General features: G+C 34.1%; 18 protein-coding genes. 5 read left to right on the top strand and 13 right to left on the bottom strand.

Annotation, left to right across the window (positions count from 1 at the left end; translation table 11 throughout):
- Positions 1 to 191 precede the first annotated feature (191 nt).
- Positions 192 to 713 carry an ATP-dependent protease subunit HslV gene (gene hslV / locus Q1J40_RS03770; RefSeq protein WP_301098722.1) on the top strand — a complete coding sequence of 174 codons (522 nt, stop codon included), beginning with the start codon at positions 192 to 194 and terminating at the stop codon, positions 711 to 713.
- A gap of 117 nt (positions 714 to 830) precedes the next feature.
- The gene (hslU, locus tag Q1J40_RS03765) at positions 831 to 2,159 is read left to right on the top strand and encodes an ATP-dependent protease ATPase subunit HslU (protein WP_301098723.1); all 1,329 of its coding nucleotides are present in this window, start codon (positions 831 to 833) and stop codon (positions 2,157 to 2,159) included.
- Positions 2,160 to 2,256: 97 nt separating this feature from the next.
- Here the strand turns inward: hslU and Q1J40_RS03760 are convergent, their stop codons facing one another.
- From Q1J40_RS03760 to Q1J40_RS03745, 4 genes are all read right to left on the bottom strand, one after another.
- Positions 2,257 to 3,009: an iron ABC transporter ATP-binding protein gene (locus Q1J40_RS03760; protein WP_301098721.1), complete on the bottom strand. Its 753-nt coding sequence runs from the start codon at positions 3,007 to 3,009 to the stop codon at positions 2,257 to 2,259.
- A gap of 8 nt (positions 3,010 to 3,017) precedes the next feature.
- The gene (locus Q1J40_RS03755; RefSeq protein ID WP_301098720.1) at positions 3,018 to 3,908 is read right to left on the bottom strand and encodes an iron chelate uptake ABC transporter family permease subunit; all 891 of its coding nucleotides are present in this window, start codon (positions 3,906 to 3,908) and stop codon (positions 3,018 to 3,020) included.
- Between the two features lie 86 nt (positions 3,909 to 3,994).
- Positions 3,995 to 5,017, bottom strand: coding sequence for an ABC transporter permease (locus Q1J40_RS03750; RefSeq protein ID WP_301098719.1), 1,023 nt, complete (start codon positions 5,015 to 5,017; stop codon positions 3,995 to 3,997).
- Entirely contained in the window at positions 5,017 to 5,940 is a 924-nt protein-coding gene (locus tag Q1J40_RS03745; protein WP_301098718.1) for a siderophore ABC transporter substrate-binding protein, read from the bottom strand. The genes Q1J40_RS03750 and Q1J40_RS03745 overlap by 1 nt, the downstream gene beginning before the upstream one ends.
- 251 nt (positions 5,941 to 6,191) lie before the next feature.
- Here Q1J40_RS03745 and Q1J40_RS03740 point away from each other — a divergent pair, with 251 nt between their 5' ends.
- A complete protein-coding gene (locus tag Q1J40_RS03740) occupies positions 6,192 to 8,114 on the top strand; it encodes a TonB-dependent receptor plug domain-containing protein (protein ID WP_301098717.1) in 1,923 nt (640 codons plus the stop codon).
- A 356-nt stretch (positions 8,115 to 8,470) separates the two neighbouring features.
- Here the strand turns inward: Q1J40_RS03740 and yccS are convergent, their stop codons facing one another.
- The 3 genes from yccS to Q1J40_RS03725 form a co-directional block, all read right to left on the bottom strand.
- A complete protein-coding gene (yccS, locus tag Q1J40_RS03735) occupies positions 8,471 to 10,654 on the bottom strand; it encodes a YccS family putative transporter (RefSeq protein ID WP_301098716.1) in 2,184 nt (727 codons plus the stop codon).
- A 146-nt stretch (positions 10,655 to 10,800) separates the two neighbouring features.
- Entirely contained in the window at positions 10,801 to 11,265 is a 465-nt protein-coding gene (locus tag Q1J40_RS03730; protein ID WP_301098715.1) for an outer membrane lipoprotein, read from the bottom strand.
- Between the two features lie 3 nt (positions 11,266 to 11,268).
- Positions 11,269 to 11,907, bottom strand: a complete 639-nt coding sequence (locus Q1J40_RS03725; protein WP_301098714.1) for a VOC family protein — start codon at positions 11,905 to 11,907, stop codon at positions 11,269 to 11,271.
- 38 nt (positions 11,908 to 11,945) lie between these two features.
- On the opposite strand from Q1J40_RS03725, the gene argS reads away from it, so the two are divergent.
- Both argS and Q1J40_RS03715 read left to right on the top strand, forming a co-directional pair.
- Positions 11,946 to 13,673, top strand: coding sequence for an arginine--tRNA ligase (gene argS, locus Q1J40_RS03720; RefSeq protein WP_301098713.1), 1,728 nt, complete (start codon positions 11,946 to 11,948; stop codon positions 13,671 to 13,673).
- Positions 13,674 to 14,257: 584 nt separating this feature from the next.
- Positions 14,258 to 16,093, top strand: a complete 1,836-nt coding sequence (locus Q1J40_RS03715; protein ID WP_301098712.1) for an LTA synthase family protein — start codon at positions 14,258 to 14,260, stop codon at positions 16,091 to 16,093.
- An 89-nt stretch (positions 16,094 to 16,182) separates the two neighbouring features.
- Here the strand turns inward: Q1J40_RS03715 and corA are convergent, their stop codons facing one another.
- The 6 genes from corA to ubiB all read right to left on the bottom strand — a co-directional run bounded on the left by corA (position 16,183) and on the right by ubiB (position 21,787).
- Entirely contained in the window at positions 16,183 to 17,151 is a 969-nt protein-coding gene (gene corA, locus Q1J40_RS03710; protein WP_301098711.1) for a magnesium/cobalt transporter CorA, read from the bottom strand.
- Between the two features lie 256 nt (positions 17,152 to 17,407).
- The gene (gene hemB / locus Q1J40_RS03705) at positions 17,408 to 18,430 is read right to left on the bottom strand and encodes a porphobilinogen synthase (RefSeq protein ID WP_301098710.1); all 1,023 of its coding nucleotides are present in this window, start codon (positions 18,428 to 18,430) and stop codon (positions 17,408 to 17,410) included.
- A gap of 74 nt (positions 18,431 to 18,504) precedes the next feature.
- Positions 18,505 to 19,245 carry a twin-arginine translocase subunit TatC gene (gene tatC, locus Q1J40_RS03700; RefSeq protein ID WP_301098709.1) on the bottom strand — a complete coding sequence of 247 codons (741 nt, stop codon included), beginning with the start codon at positions 19,243 to 19,245 and terminating at the stop codon, positions 18,505 to 18,507.
- Positions 19,235 to 19,825, bottom strand: a complete 591-nt coding sequence (gene tatB / locus Q1J40_RS03695) for a Sec-independent protein translocase protein TatB (protein ID WP_301098708.1) — start codon at positions 19,823 to 19,825, stop codon at positions 19,235 to 19,237. The genes tatC and tatB overlap by 11 nt, the downstream gene beginning before the upstream one ends.
- A 3-nt stretch (positions 19,826 to 19,828) precedes the next feature.
- Positions 19,829 to 20,059, bottom strand: coding sequence for a Sec-independent protein translocase subunit TatA (gene tatA, locus Q1J40_RS03690; protein ID WP_301098707.1), 231 nt, complete (start codon positions 20,057 to 20,059; stop codon positions 19,829 to 19,831).
- 78 nt (positions 20,060 to 20,137) lie between these two features.
- Positions 20,138 to 21,787, bottom strand: a complete 1,650-nt coding sequence (gene ubiB, locus Q1J40_RS03685; RefSeq protein WP_301098706.1) for a ubiquinone biosynthesis regulatory protein kinase UbiB — start codon at positions 21,785 to 21,787, stop codon at positions 20,138 to 20,140.
- Between the last annotated feature and the right edge of the window lie 64 nt (positions 21,788 to 21,851).

Below are 21,851 nucleotides of genomic sequence, written 5' to 3'. Positions count from 1 at the left end.
TAAAAATATATGTAGTTAGGATATTTATCCTAACTTCATTATATTTCTAAAATCATCAAACGGGTCAAATATTCCCTACCCACTAAACCTCTAATTACTGAAATATTTCACCTATATTTTCTTTTTCCCTTGATATTTGAAAAATCATCCTTAGATCTGCAAACAGTTTTATAAAAATAAAAGGATTAAAGATGACAACAATCGTATGCGTTCGTCGTAATGGGAAAGTTGCAATAGGCGGTGACGGTCAAGCAACATTAGGTAATTCAATTGAAAAAGGTACGGTAAGAAAAGTTCGCCGTATGTATAAAGATCAAGTTGTAACAGGGTTTGCAGGTTCAACTGCTGATGCATTTATTTTGCGTGAATTATTTGAAAAAAAATTAGAATTACATCAAGGACATCTAATTAAAGCAGCTGTTGAATTAGCTAAAGAATGGCGTTCTGATCGTGCATTACGCCGTTTAGAGGCAATGATGATTGTGGCAAACTCAAGTGATTTTCTACTTGTATCTGGCAGTGGTGATGTTATCGAACCAGAACAAGATGTGCTAGCGATTGGTTCAGGTGGAAATTATGCAAAAGCTGCGTCCCTCGCATTACTCAGAACGGATAATAATCTGTCTGCTAAAGAAATAGTCGCAGAAGCTCTTAAAATTTCAGGTGATATTGATATTTACAGCAATCATAATCACGTTATTGAAGAAGTTTAGCTAAGATAAGTTTAAATCGAAGAATTTGTAAAAAATAGAAAGAAAGTGACCGCTTACAAATTCTATTTTGGATGCTTGAGAACTAGGTATTCAAAGAAAAAAGGATAAAAGGAATAAATTATGTCAATGACACCTCGTGAGATCGTATCAGAACTTGATGCACATATTATTGGACAAAACGAAGCAAAACGTGCGGTGGCAATCGCACTACGTAACCGCTGGCGTCGTATGCAATTACCAGAAGAATTACGCCAAGAAGTTACACCAAAAAATATTCTAATGATCGGACCAACAGGGGTTGGTAAAACTGAAATTGCTCGTCGTTTAGCTAAATTAGCTAATGCTCCTTTCATCAAAGTGGAAGCAACTAAATTTACTGAAGTCGGATATGTTGGGAAAGAAGTAGATTCAATCATCCGTGATTTAACTGATGTGGCAATCAAACTTGTTCGTCAACAAGCGGTGGAAAAAAATAAATTCAGAGCCGAAGAAGCTGCCGAAGATCGTATTTTAGATATTTTACTTCCGCCTGCGAAAGATCAATGGGGGAATTCAGAAGAAACTGAATCAAATAAAACCACTCGTCAAGTTTTTCGTAAAAAATTACGTGAAGGATCTCTTGATGATAAAGAAATTGAAATCGAAATTTCATCACCTGTTAGTGTAGAAATTATGACTCCACCGGGTATGGAAGATATGACCTCACAATTACAATCTTTATTTGAGGGTATGTCACCTAGCAAAACGAAAAAACGCAAAATGAAAATCAAAGATGCGTTTAAAGTGTTAATTGAAGAAGAAGCAGCAAAATTAGTTAATCCAGAAGAGTTAAAACAACAAGCAATTGAAGCTGTTGAACAACACGGAATCGTCTTTATTGATGAAATCGACAAAATTGCGAAGAAAAGTGGCAATAGCGGTGGTGATGTTTCTCGTGAAGGAGTACAACGTGATTTACTTCCAATTATTGAAGGTTCAACCGTCAATACTAAACATGGTATGGTAAAAACCGATCACATTTTATTTATCTGTTCAGGTGCATTCCAAGTGACTCGACCATCTGATTTACTACCAGAATTACAAGGTCGTTTGCCAATTCGAGTGGAGTTAAAATCACTCAACCAAGCTGATTTTGAACGTATTTTAACTGAGCCAAGTGCATCATTAACCTTACAATATCGTGAATTAATGAAAACAGAAGGCGTAGAAATCGAATTCACAAAAGATGGTATTAGCCGTATTGCTGAATCTGCGTTCCGCGTGAATGAAAAAACAGAAAACATTGGCGCAAGACGATTGCACACAGTGTTAGAGCATTTAATGGATGATATTTCATTTGATGCGAGTGAACGCTCAGGTGAAAAAATTGTGATTGATGAACAATACGTTGCTAACGCTTTAAATGACGTTGTCGAAAACGAAGATTTAAGTCGTTATATTCTATAACCACTCAATGAATAATAGCGGTCACTTTCTGCAAAAGTTTTGTAAAAAGTGACCGCTTGTTTTTTATAGTTTCCGTAGGTTAACTTAGAGATAAGACTCAATATAAAACTCGGAGAACTCCTTTGTGTTCAATCACATCACATTCAACACCAAAGAGTTGGTAAATATTACTGGTAGTAATTACCTGTCGAGGGCTACCTTCAAATAATACTCGTCCTTGTTTTAACGCAACAATATGGTCAGCATAAGCAGCAGCTTGAGTGATATCATGTAATACTACGACAATAGTACGATTATCGTGGTCAGCAAGTTGGCGTAGTAATTTCATCAATTCACGACTATGATACATGTCCAAGTTATTGAGTGGTTCATCTAACAATACATAGTCAGTACTTTGACAAAATACCATAGCAATCAAAGCTCGTTGACGTTGCCCTCCCGATAATTCACTGAGGTAACGATTAGCATAGTCTTGTAATTCAAAATGTTGTAAGGCTTTAGCTACAATCTTGCGACACTCATCAGTAGGACGACCTTGATGATATGGATAGCGTCCAAACATTAAAATATCGTATACAGTAAGTCGTGATTGAATCGTATTCTCTTGGGTAAGAATAGCCAGTTTTTTGGCAATATCACCACTATCAGCAGTAGTAATATTGAGATCGTCGAAAGTAATTTGCCCTTGTTGCAGAGGTTTTAAACGTGACATTAAAGACAATAAAAATGATTTTCCCGCACCATTGGGACCAATAAGAGCGATAATACCACTTTTGGGTAATGTTAAATTGACACCATTGAGTATTGGTGTTTGCTTGATATGATAGTGAATATTGTCGATTATGATCATGAAACTATTTACTTCTTGCGTCCTAGAATTAAAAAGAGAAAAACAATACCACCAATACACTCAACAATAACACTAAGTATAGTTTTCATATTGAATAAATGTTCAAAAATAGCTTGTCCTAAAATGAGGGTAATTGCAGACAACATAAAGACTATGGGTAGACGAATACCGTGACTTGCTGTTGGTGATAAAGCATTAGTTAGAGCACAGACCAATAAACCGAAAAAACTTACAGGCCCAACCAAAGCTGTAGAAATAGACAACAAAATGGCAATCCACATTAAAATAACAAAAGAACAGCGCTGATAAGAAATACCTAAACTTATAGCTGTAGATTTACCTAGGGCAATAACATCCAAACGGAAACGCAACTGCCAAATGAATATAGCACTAATAATAACTAATATTAATGCAAACCAAATAATCGGTTCTTTGACGGTATTGAATTCAGCAAAATATGCTCCCTGAACTATGGCAAATTGCATTGGATCAAGTAAGCGTTGTAATAACTGATTAAGACTTCGAAACAGAATACCAAAAATAACACCAACCAAAATCACTCGTCCCAATTCATTATCACCACTATTGTTATTTTTATTCAGTAGGCGAAACAACAATATCGAAGCGATAATCATCAAGGCGGTTTCAAAACCAAATTTACTCAAGCTGTCCAATTGAATATAACTTATCGTGCCGAGTACAAATACTAACAATGTTTGTAATAACAAATAAAGTGCGTCAAACCCTAAAATGCTAGGTGTTAAAATAGGGTTATTAGTCAGACTTTGAAATAATAGTGTCGAAACACCAATAGCATAAGCAACAATAAGCAAAAGCAATAACTTTTTACCACGAAATAGTAAAATAAAATCCCATGCTCCACGGTTATTTAGAGTCATAAATAATAAGCAACTTAGTGTCAATATAACACCTAAGATAAGTAGTAAATACTTGGGAGATAAATAGCTAAGTGAGGCTTCTCTTATCATCTTAGTTTCTCATTGGAAGCGCTAGTAAGCTGTGGTCGACGTGGCTGATAATATAATAAATATAAAAAAATTATCGTTCCCAATACTCCAAAAACTGTAGAGACTGGAATTTCATAAGGAAAGATAATTATACGTCCTAAAATATCACAAACCAAAACTAAACAAGCACCAATTAAAGCGACTGAGGGTAAATTTTTTCGTAACTGATCACCCGACAAACGACTAACAATATTTGGTACTACTAAGCCAATAAAAGGAATACTACCAATTGTCACTACAACCACTGCTGTAATCATAGACACAATCGTCAGACCTATCCAAATAATTCGGTTATGATTGAGTCCCAAATTAGTTGCAATATTCTTACCAAGACCAGCTATGGTTAGACGATCCGCCATAATATAAGCAATTACTGCCAAAATAGATGTTACCCAAAGTAATTCGTAACGACCAATAAGAACACCTGAAAAATCACCACTGGTCCAAACTGATAACATTTGCATTGTGTCACTACGGTAGGCAAGAAATGTAGATATTGATTGAATAATTCCACCGTAAATAATACCAACTACAGGAACAAGTAATAATTGTGTTTTGGGTAAACGTTGTAACAATAATACAAAAATACCCATACCAAATAATGCTGATACAGTTGCTATACTCATTTTGGTAAGTAACGATGCTGTAGGAAACAATAGTATCATAATCAGTAGCCCTAGAGTGGCACTTTGTGTTGCTCCTGTCATTGATGGTTCAACAAATCGATTACGTAATAAAATTTGTAAAATCATACCTGCAATTGATAATGTTGCTCCTGCTAAAAGAATAGCGAAAGTTCGGGGTAAACGACTAACAAACAAAAGTTGACTACTTCTTCCTCCTTGAAAAGAAAACAATTCCCCCCAGCTCCAGTCAGCAACACCGATAGAAATACTAAGTACAATTAGTATACAAAGCAGTATAAGGCTTAACGTATTAAGCGATAACCACTTTAAATTATAGGTAGAAATATTATTCATTAGCCAGATTTACTTTTACTAAATGCTGTTTGAATGTGTTTTAACTCATTGGATAGCTGTGTATACCCTCCGGGTGCATGAAAAGTGGCAGCATCAAAGTAAATCACCTGCCCTTTTTGCCATGCTGTCGTTTGATGAATCATTGCATTATCGAGAATATGCTCCGCCGACAACCCTTCTTGTCCTAATGCTGCACTTCTATCAATGACAAATAACCAGTCAGGATTAGTTTTAGCAATAAATTCAAAAGATGCGGGTCTCCCCCCATGAAATCCTTTGATATTCTCTACTGCCTTTGGTATACCCAATGTGTGATGAATCCAGCCCGCCAAAGAATCCTCGCCGAAAACCATTAATTTAGATCCATTAATCATTACGATCAGACCATTTCCTTTACCTTTAACAACATTTTTTGTAATTTCAAGCTGTTGTTTTAGTCTGTTTTGCAATTGTTTAGCTAACTCTTCCTTGCCAAATAATCTTCCATAAATTGCAAGGCGGTCTAAACCATCCTTCACAGCATCATCATAGTTGCTTGACATATCAATGGTATTAGGAAAAAGATCATGTATCTCAGGGAATTTTCTTGCCATTCGTGAACCAACAATAATGACATCTGGCTGATAGCTATAAAGTACTTCATAATTAGGTTCAAGTAAGGAACCTGCCCCAATAGCTGATTGTTGCATAGATTTTAAATAAGGCAAATAAACATCATCATTAGTTACCCCTACTTTAACATTAAGTGCCTGCAAAATATCTAATGTTACTAAATCTAAGACCGCTACTTTTTTTGGATTGATAGGTAAAGTTACCTCTCCTCTTGCTGTTTTAATAGGAATTGTAGGCTGTTCTGCCAAGGCAAAATTGAATAATGTGGTAGCTAAAACCATAATAACAAGATTGCTAATTTTTTTTATCATAATGATCCATTTTTCTAATATTAGGTTGAAATTAGTATAGTTTGTGAATAATACAAAAATGAGAGTGATTTCTATTTGCAAAATTTTAACATTGTCTGTTAACATGTCAATAAGCGTCAGCAAACGTCAATAAAATTTAGCAAAGAAAATCAATGTAGCCTCAATAAACTGCATTGCTTTTATAACTTTATTTTAGGCTAATTTATTTCTCTACTTTTTAAGTTTATTCCTTAACCTTACAGGGCTAATACATGAAAAAAATGAAAAAAATTCATTCTGCTTTATTTGGTATCAGTATTTGTAGCATTAATGTCCAAGAAGCTATGAGTCAACAGCAAACCACAGAATTAGGACCCATTGTCGTAACAGCTTCAACGACCTCTCAGACTTCGGAAAAAGATGCTCCTGCCAGTGTATCTGTCATAGCAGGAACAAATGCCGATAAATATCAAGCAGGGCAAGATATACTCGATATGTTAAAAGGTGTGGCTGGCGTTAATACGTCTGTGAATAGTAATGGGGCTCGTAATATATCTATTCGTGGATTATCACATGACTATACTTTAGTTTTACAGAACGGTAATCGTGATTATTCTGGTGAAGCTTCTCCTCGAGGTAATGAAAGTGCCTTAGCAAAAATTCCTAATGTTGCGATTGATCGTCTTGAGGTCATTCGTGGGCCTATGTCTTCCATTTATGGGTCGGATGCCATGGGTGGGGTTGTTAACGTTATTACACGAGAGAACTCTGGAGAAACAGAAGGTGCTGTAAGCTTTGATTATAAATATGATCAAGGCGATAAAGATGGTGATGGATCTCAGGTTGGCTTTTATTTATCAACTCCTATAAGTGATAGTATTTCTTGGACTAGTTATGGTAACTGGCTAAATTTCGACCAAAGTTTTTACAAAAATAATCAAGATTCCGATTATACAAAAAGACGTGAGCAGAAAAATTTTAATTTGAGTAGTGAGGTGAAATGGGCAATTTCTGATACCAAAGAGTTAAAAGTTAAAGGCGATACCTCCAAACAAAAAACGCTTTCCGATAAATTATTCCGAGGTCGACGCTCTGCTGGTGAAACAGAAACGAACGAAGTGACAGTTAATTATCAACAGCAATTTGGATCAACCACACTCAATACCAAGGCATTTTACGAAAACTACAAAGTAGAGTCATATTCAAATCCTGTACAAGCTAAACAACCCGCTACTAAGCAAAATACATGGGGTGGTGATGTTAATGTCAATTTTAATTTAGCTGATAATAATATCACTATCGGCGGTTATTTTGAGCAAACTAAACTAAAAAATCAATCTGCTCTCAAAACGAATAAGGCAGAGAAGGCCTACCAAAAAGCACTATATGCTGAAGCCAATATTCCTCTTGATGATTCATTAATCCTCACTCTAGGCGCACGTTATGATGACCATGAAGTTTATGGAGATGACTTATCTCCTCGCCTATACTTGGTTAAAACACTTTCTCCACATTGGACAATCAAAGGGGGAATTAGTCAAGCATTTAAAGCGCCTAAAATGGTAGAATATAGTTCAAATTATTCTGGTCCAGGTTGTGCCTTACGTTGTACCATTTATGGCAATCCTAATGTGAAAGCAGAAAAAGGTACATTCAGTGAATTTTCTGTTGCTTACGATAATGGAGATACAACAGCATCATTAACCGTCTTTAATAATAATATTAAAGACATGATTACTCTTGAAGCAATAACAAGAGAACGTTTAACATACAGCAACATTGGACGTGCTAATACACGTGGTGTCGAATTAAGTTTATCACAAAATATAGGGGATAATGTACAAGCTGGTTTATCCTATACTTATTTGGATGCAAAAAATAAGGATACAAATAAGTTTTTAGATGGCGTATCACGTCATGAAGCTACGGCTAATGTAGATTGGTTTGTTAATGATAACATGGAGCTTTTTTCTCGTCTTAACTTTATTGGCAAACACCAAGGACTGCTAAATAGTGGGTTAGATCATGTTGGTTCTTATTCAACGGTTGATATTGGGGGGCGTTACAATTTCCACGACTTATCTCTAAAATTTGGCGTTAATAACATTGGTAATAAAGAAGTATCCTCACCTAGCACTTTTACAGAGGTTCTAAATGGTAGAACTTATTATGTAGGATTAACTAAAGAATTTTAAGTTTATATGTAAAAATTATCGTAATATTTACACGTTTAGTGGATAAAACCGTGATTGATAAACAATACGTTGCTAATGCTTTATGAGTATTTTTCTTGATAGAAAACGAATTTAGACAATAAATCTTAAGTTAGAACTAATCTGACAATTTGCTGTTTTAAATGGAGACTGTTAAATTGAACCGGATCTTCACAGATTAAGTTCTATTTTATACACATAAATTTAAAAAATGGGGTAGGGTATTTTACGACGACCTACCTCATTTTTTACGTACTCTTTATACTATGCCTATAAATTAAGTTGAAGCAAAATAAATGTATCATCTTCTTTATCAAAAGAAGATGAATAATTTGAAGTTAGATGTTATGTGTTTTGTTGTATTGTTTCTCCATTCCAACAAAAATCCATAATTGTGGTAATATTTGAACAATTAAAAGTAGTTGCTGTAATAACACCAAACTTTGTGAATCAATTTTGGATGCATATTCGTGTTCGAAATCTTGTAATTGTTTATTAATATCTTTTAATGTTTGTTTAGTATCCTCTGATTTTGTTGCCATTTGCTCAAGTAAATCAGCCAGTAGCTTACTTTGTTTAAAGAAAATCGCTGCAAATTCTATATGGTGATTTAATTCATGACTTCTTCTACGGTAGCTACCCAATGTTGAGATATGGCTTGACAAGCTATAGCTAATATTTAACAGTTCAGGTACAAAATCAAGAGCAGATTGATATTTTTTGGGTTCACTCATCATATTAGAAATAACAGAGCTAAGATTAGCTATACTATTTTGTGCTGCTCGTCTAGCAACACGATATGATAATTGATCTTTATACCCAAACTGAAGTTGAGCAATAATATGACGTAAATAGGTGGCACTATTTATGAGCATATTTTGTAAGCTTTGATGTAAATTTAAATATTTCCAATCAGGCCAAAAATAAGTAGATGCAATAAATGCGATAAAAGCTCCAATTATGGTATCTAGAGTTCTCGAGAACATAGCATTCTCTAACCCGAATCCAGCTACATCAAAACTAATCAAAACTTGGATAGTGATAAAAAAGGTAGAAAACCCAAATTTCTGTGCTTTAAAGAAAAAGAATAAGCTACTAGAAGCAACAATTAAGCCAAGTTGTGCACCTAATGTTGGAGATAAATAAGGGAAAGATAGCCCAACTACTACACCTAGAATTGTCCCGATTACTCGTTGCACAAGACGCTTTTTCGTAGCTGAATAATTAGGTTGGCAGACTAAAAGTGCTGTTAATAAAATCCAGTAAGCTTGCTCTACATAGAAAATTTCCGCAATTACAGCGCTAATAAACACAACAGCTGATAAACGAATCGCATGTCGAAAAAGCGGAGAATCTAAGTTACATTGATTCTTAATTGCTTGAATCATATCCCTAAAATTAGAAATATTTTCTGGGATCAAGCGGGCAGTTTGTTGATTTTTTTTGTCATTATTTACATCTGCATTTTTATCCGCTATTCGTACCAGTTGGTTTTCAATATTTTGCAAATTATCAGCAATCAATTGTAGATGATGGAAATGTTTGATTCCTGTTTCTTTGTGATAAGTCAGGGATTGTAAAAGCCCTTTCAATGCTTTTTCAATGCGATGTTGATTTTCATATTGTATGTCATGTCTTAGATCATTAGCAATTTGTTGGCAAGCCATTGCTTGTAGTTCAATAATTCTCTGAAACCGAAAAATTAAATCAGTATTTTGTAATTCATAAAATAAAGTACTGTATTGGGTATGATGAGAACTTGCAATTTCCCAGATTTCTTGTCCTGCAAAATAATATCGTAGCATTCGTCTAGTGCGAGAGTGACGATGTTGAGTACGTAATCGATAGAATAAAGAAGCTCTAGCTCGATCGAGCGTACTCATAACTACTATATTGGCTTGGCCTAATATAAGTTGTTTATTTGGTAAATTCCCTTCATCCATATCATCTGGGTCAAAAAAATTGCTTTTTGCCTGCAGATATTTACTTAAAGCCTCGAAATAGAGTGCTAAATTTTCTTGCATGATACGGTGAGGGAAAAGTAGATAAACAATTATTGTTATTACGCCATAAATTATTGCACCAATAATGATTAGAACAGTATGCTCATACCAATTTGCTGTTGGAGAATAAATCATTGCCGTATAAACAGCCATTAGTAATGTACTGAATGCAATCGTACTATAGCGTTGTCCTATCGCACTTAACATGATCATACAAAATGTCAGAATGGTAATTAAGGGAACGAAAAATCCATGAGTTAAAGAAAATTGAGAGCTTAAAGAAGATATAGCAAAGGCAATTAATGTGAAGAATAAATTTTTTAAGCGACCAGAAAAACGATTATCTAAATCAGTTAATCCTGCAGCGATTGCACCTAAAACTAATCCCATCGTATATGTAGGAATTTGTAATGTCCATACAATTACAGCTATAAAGTTTGTTGCTAGAAAAATTGGTAATATTCCAATAATACCAGTACTAAGCCAATCGGTAGACAATGTTTTAATAAATTTATTCATAATTAGAAATCTATAAAATTAATTATATGTAAAGTATAAAAATAAAAAAACCCCGAATCAATTATTCGAGGTTTTATATTCAGAACTATTTAAATTCATTAAATCATTACTGTTAAATCACGAATCTAAATTTTGAATTATTTTTATTATAAAAGAGATACATTTAAATCAGCATTTGAGCCGACAATTCTAACTCTTCGACCTGGAACAAAGCCATCTTCTTTCTTCTGTACTACAACAATCTCTTGTCCATTATCCTTACGAATAACGAGTTCAACAGATGTTACTTGACTTGCTTTTTCTTCTACTTTGCTACCAAGTACAGAACCTGCAATAGCTCCAACTGCAGTTGCAATTGCTTGCCCACGTCCGCCACCAATAGCAGAACCAGCCACGCCACCAAGCACACCTCCACCAACTGTACCGATTACACCTTGGTTATCTGCTTGAATTTTAACATCACGAACCGATAGAATTGTACCGTAACTAATTGAACGAGCTTCTTTAGCTTGATCTGAACGATAAACACTACCACTAAAAATATCTGTATTTGCACAGCCTGTCACAATAATACTTGTAGCAAGCATAGTTGCTAAACCAAATTTTTTCATATTTTACTCCGACAAAAAATTATTCAGAAAATTATTTTCTGAACAAATAATTGACTTTATATCATAAGGATGAACTTTTAGACAACAATTATTACGATTAGTTTTGTCATTTAATGTAAGTGCGATTGTGGGATTAGGAATTATTTCCCCACTAGACTTTGGCTGACTAATTTTAAATGTGAGTAGCGATTGTTGCTCTAATTTAAATGTAGATAGCATTCTTTGTATCCATTGTTCAACAGATTCATTTGGTTGAAATGGGGCAATGATTTCTATATGTTCCCACCCTTCTCTTGGATATATTTTCCCTTTAGGAAAAGGAAGTTCAAGAATAGAAACAGTTTGATCACAAAATACAATTGGCTGATGCAATTTAAATAAGGCTATGGGGCGTCCATTAATCATACTTTCATTGAATATTTCTGCAGATTCTAACAGCATGTTATACCAAGCCTTAGCGGTATCCATTTGATTCATCCTCACAGACATATGATCAATTTGATAATCTTGCAATGAGATGTTTGCAAGGGTAGCTATTTCTTGGATTTGTTGTTCGAATTTCGTTAATTCGCCAAAACAAGCGGTCATTTTTGTGAAAAAATTTGCAAAATCTAAGTTTTTAGTGGGGTTTTTTAGTATCATTATGTTTATATTTTATAAATGAATAAATAGGACTATTTGTGAATATTCAACACATTCTATCGGAAAAAATTAAGCAAGCAATGATCAGTTCTGGGGCAGAACAAAATGTTGAAGCATTAGTTCGCCAGTCAGGAAAACCTCAATTCGGGGACTATCAAGCGAATGGTATTATGGGAGCAGCCAAAAAATTAGGATTAAACCCAAGAGAGTTTGCTCAAAAAGTAGTTGATAATATCGATTCGGATCCGTTGATCGAAAAATTAGAAATTGCAGGCCCGGGATTTATCAATATTTTTCTTAACCCCGTATGGTTATCAGAACAAGTGAAAAATGCACTACATGATCAAAAACTCGGTATCTCAATTAAGCAGCAACAAACTGTGGTTGTTGATTATTCATCGCCTAATGTGGCGAAAGAAATGCACGTTGGACATTTACGTTCAACTATCATTGGTGATGGGGTTGTACGAGCATTAGAGTTTTTAGGTAATAAGGTCATTCGTGCAAACCACGTTGGTGACTGGGGTACGCAATTTGGTATGCTTATCGCTTATTTAGAAAAAATGGAAAATGAAAATGCTTCTGAGATGGAATTAAGTGACTTAGAGGCATTTTATCGAGAAGCAAAAGCGCATTATGATAACGACCCTGTCTTTGCAGAAAAAGCACGTAATTATGTGGTAAAACTACAAGGTGGTGATGAATATTGCCGTACCATGTGGAAAAAATTAGTTGATATCACAATGCAACAAAATCAGCGTAATTATGAACGTCTAAATGTGACATTAACTGAAAAAGATGTGATGGGTGAAAGTTTATATAATCCAATGTTACCAGGTATTGTGGCAGATTTAAAGGCAAAAGGCTTAGCTGTTGAAGATGATGGTGCTTTAGTTGTTTTCTTAGAGGAATTCAAAAATAAAGATGGCGATCCAATGGGCGTTATTGTTCAGAAAAAAGATGGCGGTTTTCTTTACACTACAACTGATATTGCAGCTGCAAAATATCGTTATGAAACATTAAAAGCAGATCGAGCTTTAGTATTCTCAGACACTCGTCAAAGCCAACATATGCAGCAAGCATGGTTAATTACTCGTAAAGCAGGTTATGTACCAGATAGTTTTAGTTTAGAACATCAAAACTTTGGTATGATGTTGGGTAAAGATGGTAAACCATTTAAAACACGCACTGGTGGTACAGTAAAATTAGCTGATTTATTGGATGAAGCAGTAGAGCGAGCAGATAAATTAATTGCAGAGAAAAATACCAATTTAACAGATGCAGAAAAACAAGCTGTTGTGGAAGCGGTTGCGATTGGGGCAGTGAAATATTCGGATCTCTCAAAAAATCGTACCACCGACTATGTATTTGATTGGGATAATATGCTCAGTTTTGAAGGCAATACTGCACCTTATATGCAATATGCTTACACCCGTATTCACTCTATTTTCAGTAAGTCTGGTATTGATCCTGATACATTGAAAGGGCCAATTAATCTAACAGAAGATAAAGAGAGAACATTAGCACTCAAATTATTGCAATTTGAAGAGTCGGTTACTGTTGTTGCGAAGGATGGAACGCCTCATGTTCTTTGCCAATATCTCTATGAATTAGCAGGCATCTTCTCAAGTTTCTATGAAGCTTGTCCAATTCTTAATGCTGAGGAAGAGGTTAAACAGAGCCGCTTACAGCTTGCAAGCTTAACGGCTAAAACCTTAAAACAAGGGTTGGAATTACTTGGTATTAAAACCGTTGAGAAGATGTAATCATATTTTATATCTGTAAGCGTCTATAACAAAATTTATATAAATACCTGTTTGTAAGATAATCATCTTCAACTAACAGGTATTTTTTTATTAACGAAAAATAACTCAAAGAATTAATTCTTGAGTTTACTAAATAAACTACTTGATACCATTTATCCTAAACATAAAACTCAGATTATTATTTATATGATGTACAATAGATTATGACTTTTTACGAAAATGTTACAAAATATAATATCAAATTCAAATAAATATAACAGATATAAAATAAACAATAGTATTTAAAGTCTTATTTTATTTTGCTGATAAAAGAATATTTTAATATTTATATAAAAATATTGTCTAATTCATTCAGAGATTAACTCCTTTGAAAGAAATTTTGTAAAGATTATGAGAAATAGGCTATGTTTTTCATTACTATATATGATATATTTGCGCGCCCTTGGTATAGATTTATATTCTAAGTTTATTGGTACCTAATATTAATTACTTTTATAAATCTAACCTTGTAGAACAATACAACTATACCAATAGATATTAAAAATTTTCACTAAGAATATTTCTTTTTATAAGGAGCTTATCCAATGAAAGCAATAAAAAACTATTTAATTATATTTGCTTTTTCCTTTTTTTTATGTATTTTAGCCAAATATATTTTTGCATTTTACTCTTTTAGAGATATTGATTTTTATCAGAAAAGTTATGCTATATTTGTAGGATATAAATTTGATTTTGCTATTAGTGCTATTATTGCCTTACTTGCTACTTTCTTTGATTTTAATAGGAAGTCACTTCTTTTCATCTCTCTATTTCTTTTACTCTCCTTATTTAGTTTTCTAATTGGTGATATAATGTATTTTGCTGACTCATCTCGCCATATTAGTTATGAAATAAAAGATCTATTTAGGGAGTTTAATGGATTAATAGGAACAGCAGTTCAAACCTATTGGGTATTATTTCTATTTAGTGGAGTTTTGTTATTAGTATTAGCTGTCATATTGTATAAGCTACTCTCTTTTAGTCTTTCAAAAATCACTCTCAATTGGACTTATATCCCGATTAAATTATGTTTAATTGCTATAAGTATCTTTTTTATACGAGGCCAATTCCAACATATCCCATTAAACCCAAGCCATGCATATAATATTGGAGATTCAAAACTCGCAATGCTTAGTCTAAATGGTGCTTATAATACAATTTTCCAACTTGTTAAAAATAAAGGAGATATAAAAACATCAACAATGTATCCAACTGAAAATGAATCAGAAACGCTAGCTCAACTTTATCCTACCCATATCGAACAAAGTGAATTCCCTATCTTAGATAAGCCTAATATTGTGTTATTTTTTCTCGAAAGTTGGGCTGCAAATTACTTTAAAGATTATGGTGGTACTTATGATATTGCACCAAACTTACATCATATACTAACACAATCTATTCGTCCGAAGGGAATGTTAGCAGGAGGCCATCGTACCGTTGAAGGTGTTTTTACAACTTTAACTTCTTTTCAGAACCCTCTCGGTAACAGCATCATAAATACTACATTACAAGATTTTAATTATGTCAGCTTAGTTGATTTATTAAAAGAAAGGGGTTATTCCAGTGCATTCTTCCAAGGCTCAAATAGAGGAACTGCTGCAGGTAATGTAGCTCAAAAATTAGGTTTCAGTGAATCCTATGGTCGTGAAGATATCATTGAACGTATTTATGAAGAAAACAATTGGGGTGTACATGATCCCGACTTATATAATTTTGTTATCAAAAAATTAGAAAATACAAAAAAACCGTTTATTATTGGCATCAATGGTGTAACTACACATGACGACATCTTACCAGAAAACTACAAGATGGTGCATTTTACAGATGATGATGAAGAAAACCGTATATTAAACACTTATCATTTTTCTGATCAAGCAACTTATGATTTTATTCAGAACATGTTAAAGATTTATCCAAATACAGTATTTGTTATTATGGCAGATCATGTTGCAAGATTAAAAGATCCAAATAACTTTTCTCAATATCTTATCCCTTTTGCTATTTATTCGCCAAAATTAAAAGCGAGATATATTGATCAATTTATATCTCAACGGGATGTTGCTCCAACATTAACAGATTTAGTCATAGGTAATTATCATCAATATACACCCACTTTTACGGGTAAATCATTACTACAAGATAATGATTATATTGCAGATTATTATAGTAATGGTGTACTAGGCGTTGTTAAAGGCAATTTATCAGTAGAGATTGTTAATGATAAATTAACTTGCTACGATGTTGCTAATTACCATCCAGAGAATATAATTTGCCCTAGCCAAGCAGGAGAGTATGCAAATCAAGTTAAAGTATTGACTAATTTACAGCAATCTTTGTTATTTACAGGAAAAACAAGAGATTTTAAAAATTATAGACAATAAAAAAGAACTAGTTACTAAAATGAAAGCTACTTGAGATCATAAGCCTTATCATTTAAATGATAAGGCTTATTTATAAAATTAAAAGTACTTTACAACCATCCTTTACGTTTAAAATAAATATAAGGTGTAGCAGCAGCACAAATCATCAAGCCAATTGCCATTGGATATCCATAGTGGAATTTTAACTCAGGCATAAATTCAAAATTCATACCATAAGTAGAGGCAACTAATGTTGCTGGCAAGAACATTACTGACACAACTGAGAAAAATTTCATGATTCTATTCTGTTCAATATTGATGAAACCCATTGCCGCTTGCATCAAGAAATTAACTTTTTGAAAAAGTGATTCATTGTGTGGTTGCAAAGATTCAATATCTCGCAAAATATCTCTTGCTTGTTCTAACTGATTATTTGGTAAACGAGTTTTGCGCAAAAGAAAACTTAAAGCACGTTGAGTATCCATCAAACACAATCTCACTTTAGAACTTGCATCTTCCAATTCAGTTAAATCAGATAATGCATCATCAAAAGTATCATTATTGGGTTGTTCTTTATTTTCTTGAGCACTTAACACTACTCGACTTAACTTTTCTAAATCTGCATAAATATTTTCAATAACATCGGCTAATTGCTCTATCTTAGTTTCCAATAAATCGAGCAATAATTCATAAGCATTACCGTCCATCATTTTTTCACGACGAGAGCGCATTCGATATAAACGGAATGCGGGTAAATCTCGCTCACGAATAGTAAATAAGCGCCCATCACGAATAGTGAAACCAACAGTCGCAATATCGGCATAATCTTCATCATCTAAGCAATAAAAGAATGAGTGCAAATGGAGTCCATCTTCGTCTTCAAAAAAGCGAGCAGAGGCTTCCAAGTCTTCTAATTCATGCTCTTCAGCAAGAGGTTGTTTTAAAAGATGTTCAACAACTTTACGCTCATCATCAGATGGATCGATGAGATCGATCCACATTGCATTATTTAATTGATCTGAAACGGTTTCATCTACACTGATTAAGCGCTCGTTATTTAACGAAAAAGCTCGGATCATTTCATACTCCTAAATATGGTATGAGGCGATGAACAAAAATGAACAAAAATTAAGATACTGACTGATAAAACCGACACTCGTCGGCAATCAAAGGAAATTGGACGAGAGGATTAAAAAATGGGTAAGTATCGACTGTGACTGTCCAAAATGCTAGTGTCCTCAAAGTGAAAAAACGGGCGAATGGTACCTATTTAGAGACGAATCGTCAAGAAGTTTGAACAAATAAGGGGATTATCCTATCCCCTTTTTAATCAAGTTATTTACTTTGATTTTCTTCATATAACCACTCTGCAACCTGTTTAGCAAAGTAGGTCAAAATCCCATCTGCTCCTGCTCGTTTAAAGCAAAGTAATGATTCTAATATACACTCTTTTTCTTTTAACCAACCATTTTGAATGGCTGCCATATGCATCGCATACTCACCAGAAACCTGATAAGCAAAAGTCGGCACACCAAAAGTGGTTTTGACACGATAAATAAGATCTAAATATGGCATACCTGGTTTTACCATTACCATATCAGCACCTTCCTCAATATCCAAAGCAACTTCATGTAGACCTTCATTACTATTAGCCGGATCTAATTGGTAAGTTTTTTTATCACCACCTTTTAAATTACTGGCTGAACCTACAGCATCTCTAAATGGACCATAATAATTTGATGCATACTTAGCTGAATATGCCATAATTTGAGTATGAATAAACCCTTGTTCCTCAAGTGATTGACGGATTGCTCCAATGCGTCCATCCATCATATCACTTGGTGCTACAATATCTGCTCCAGCTTTAGCATGAGATGATGCTTGTTTAATCAACACTTCTGTAGTGATATCATTTATTACATAGCCATTATCATCAATAATGCCATCTTGTCCATGCGTAGTAAATGGATCAAGTGCTACGTCTGTGATAACACCTAACTCTGGATAAGCTTTTTTTAATGCCCTTACTGCACGCTGTGCTAATCCATCTGGATTATAAGCTTCTTCTGCCATTAATGATTTTTTATCTACTCCGACAACAGGGAAAAGTGCAATAGCAGGTACACCATATTTCACTAATATCCCCGCTTCAACCAATAATTGATCTATGGTTAAACGTTCTATGTTTGGCATAGAAGGAACTTTAACACGCTGATTTTCACCTTCTATAACAAAAACAGGATAAATCAAATCATCTACTGTAATTTTGTTTTCAGCAACAAGACGGCGACTAAAATCATGCTTACGTAAGCGACGCATACGGTTAGCAGGGAATGGAGATGAAATATGTTGAATCATGATGAGATCCTATTTACTATAAATTAAAAAATTGCCTCGCCTAGTGCGGGTCTGTTCAATTATTTAATACTTGATTAATCTTCTTGTCCTTCACCATTCGAAGAAACATAGAATCGAGAAACTAATATACCTATTTCAAACAAAAGCCACATCGGAATAGCTAATAATGTTTGAGAGAAAATATCTGGAGGAGTTAATAACATACCGACCACAAAAGCTGCTACAACAATATATGGACGTTTTGCTTTTAAATCTTCTGGAGTCGTAATACCAGTCCAACATAGTAAAATAATAGCTACAGGCACTTCAAAACAAACACCAAAAGCAAGAAAGATTGTCAATACGAAATCTAAATAGCTACTAATATCTGTTGCAATTGTAACTCCCTGAGGAGCAGTACTCGTTAAAAAACCAAACACCAAAGGGAAAACAACATAATAAGCAAATCCTACTCCAAGATAAAACAAGAAAGTACTAGAAAACATCAATGGATAAATTAAACGTTTTTCTTGTTTATACAAAGCAGGAGCTACAAATGCCCATATCTGATATAAAATATAAGGCACAGAAAGGAAAACAGCAACAATTGCCGTAAGTTTTATTGGGGTAAAGAAAGGCGTTGCTACATTAGTTGCAATCATTGTTGCACCAGCAGGTAAACGCTCTGTCAGAGGCGTCGCTAACAAACTATAAATATCATTTGCCCAATATACTAATACTGCAAATACGACCAATACACAGATAATAGCTCTAAGTAAACGATCACGTAATTCAATTAAATGTGAAATAAGTGGTTGAGACTCTTCAACTGACATCTGATTTATCCTGTTTTGTTTGAGTATCTACTACTGCAAGATCATCATCTAATGGATAATACTTGGATAACATATCATCATCTGCTTCTGCAAGCTCAGCAATTTCTCCCGAAGGAGGATTACCTTTGTCTTGAGGTAATTCAAGCGGTGAGTTCGGTTGCTTATTTTGCAAACCAGTTGATGACAACTCTTTATCAATTGATTTTTGACCTATTTCTTCTTTAGATTGAAGATCATTTATCTGTTCTTGCGTTTCTTGAGCTAAAGATTTAGCTTGCTTCTTAGCTGAATCAAGATCCTCTTTCATCTTTTCCGCTGATTGTTTTAAGTCTTCAACTGTTTCATTCAGCTCAGGAGAAAGTTGAGAAAGATTAAGTGCTTCGGCTTTTTTTATGCTTTCCTGTAGCTCTTGTAGTTTCAATTCCTGAGCTAATTCATTTTGCACATTACTTGCTAATCCTCTGATCGTAGCAATCCACCCCATTACTGTTCTAATCGCTATCGGTAACCGTTTAGGTCCCAATACGACTAACCCAATAATCAGAATTAGCAATAATTCAGAAAAACCAATATCAAACACGGATTATGCCTGCTCTTTTTCTTTCGCCTTTTGTTCTTTAGTAGACTCAGCTTGCTTTTTTTCTACTTTATCAAACTCTGCATCTTTTGATTTATCATCATCACTCATGGCTTTTTTAAAGCCTTTGACTGATTCACCTAAATCTGAACCTAAGTTACGTAATTTTTTTGTTCCAAAAAGAAGAAGAATAATCACTGCAACAATCAGAAGTTGCCAAACGCTAATACCGCCCATAATAAAACCTCTTTTAAAGTTAATAAAATCAAACTTGTCGATTATACGAGTTTTTAACAATTAAAACACGAAAATTTATTAATCATTGCTTGCTTTTTGACTACATTCTCTAACAAACAATCCTAAAAATCCGACTAATAATACCACGCTCAACCAAATAGGTAATGTATTAAATCTCCACAATATACCTAAAATAATACACCCAATAACGATCAGTTGAGTTGTACTTTTACCATTATTGCTCTGTTTTTTAAGGCTTTGATTAATCTCTGATAGCCTTATATTAATCTGTTTCTGCTGGTGTAATGCTTGAAATAATGATTCTGGTAACTCAGCAAAATGTTCTCTAAATTGAGGTAAACGTTGATTAATCTGGCGGAACATTGATTTAATCCCAACTTGTTCGTTTAACCAATCTTGTAAGAAAGGCTTAGCAGTTTGCCACAAATCAAGCTGTGGGTAAATTTGTCTACCTAGTCCCTCAATATAAAGTAAAGTTTTTTGCAATAACACAAGCTGAGGTTGTACTTCCATATTAAATCTACGAGCCACATTAAATAGATTAAAAAGAACATTTCCAAAAGATATTTCAGATAAAGGTTTTGCAAAAATAGGTTCACAAACCTCTCTAAATGCTTGTTCAAAAGCATCAATATCAGTATCCTCAGGTGTCCAACCTGATTCTACATGCATAATCGCAACTCGACGATAATCACGATTAAAGAAAGCAACAAAATTTTCTGCTAAATAACGTTTATCGTGATAATTCAGTTGCCCAACAATCCCACAATCAATCCCAATATATTGAGGATTTTCTGGATGGTCATAGTTCACAAAAATATTTCCAGGATGCATATCTGCATGGAAAAAACTATCACGAAATACTTGTGTAAAAAATACCTTAACACCACGTTCAGCCAATATTTTCATATTTGTGCCATTGGCTTCCAGTTCTGCAATATTTGAGACTGGAATCCCATAAATACGTTCCATCACAATCACATTTTTGCGGCACAAATTTTGATACATTTCTGGAATATATAACATTTCATTATTTGCAAAATTATTACGCAAACGAGTAGCATTCGACATTTCTTTACGTAAATCTAGTTCATCGAGTAATGTTTTCTCGTATTCTCGCACAACTTCAATTGGGCGTAATCTCTTTCCATCAGGAGATAGTCGCGGGATCCAACTTGCAAGACGATACATTAATTCAAGATCAGATTTAATCACCTTTTCAATATCGGGACGAATAACTTTCAAGACAACATTTTTACCTGCAAGTGATTGGCTCTGGTTAAATTTTGCAGTATGAACCTGTGCGATAGAAGCTGAGGCAAGAGCAGTTTCATCAAAATCATCAAACCACATTTCAAGTTTATTACCCAAAGCTTCTTCAATAATTTGTCGAGCTAATTTGCCATCAAAAGCTTCTACAGAATCTTGTAATAATGCTAATTCATCTGATAGCTCTGTGGAAAATAAGTCTCGACGAGTGGAAAGCATCTGACCCAATTTTATCCAAACAGGACCTAATTCTTGTAGAGCTAGGCGTAGGCGTAATCCTAGCGGTTCATTTGGAAACTCATTTTTGATCCAAAAGAAAGACTTTCTAACTAGACGTATGGTTCGAGTTAATGGAATCTCAGGAATAACCTCGTCTATTCCATAACGGAGGAAAGTGTGAATAATGCGATATAATCGGCGAAAATTTTTGATATTCATTCCACTCCTAATTTTAGTGTGTTTATGGCATTGATATAGCAGATTATCGCATTATATATCAGCT

Source organism: Otariodibacter sp., from assembly GCF_029256985.1.
Lineage (GTDB): Bacteria > Pseudomonadota > Gammaproteobacteria > Enterobacterales > Pasteurellaceae > Otariodibacter.
The sequence above is the reverse complement of the archived record's forward strand: the minus strand, read 5'-3'. Positions and strand labels throughout refer to the sequence as shown.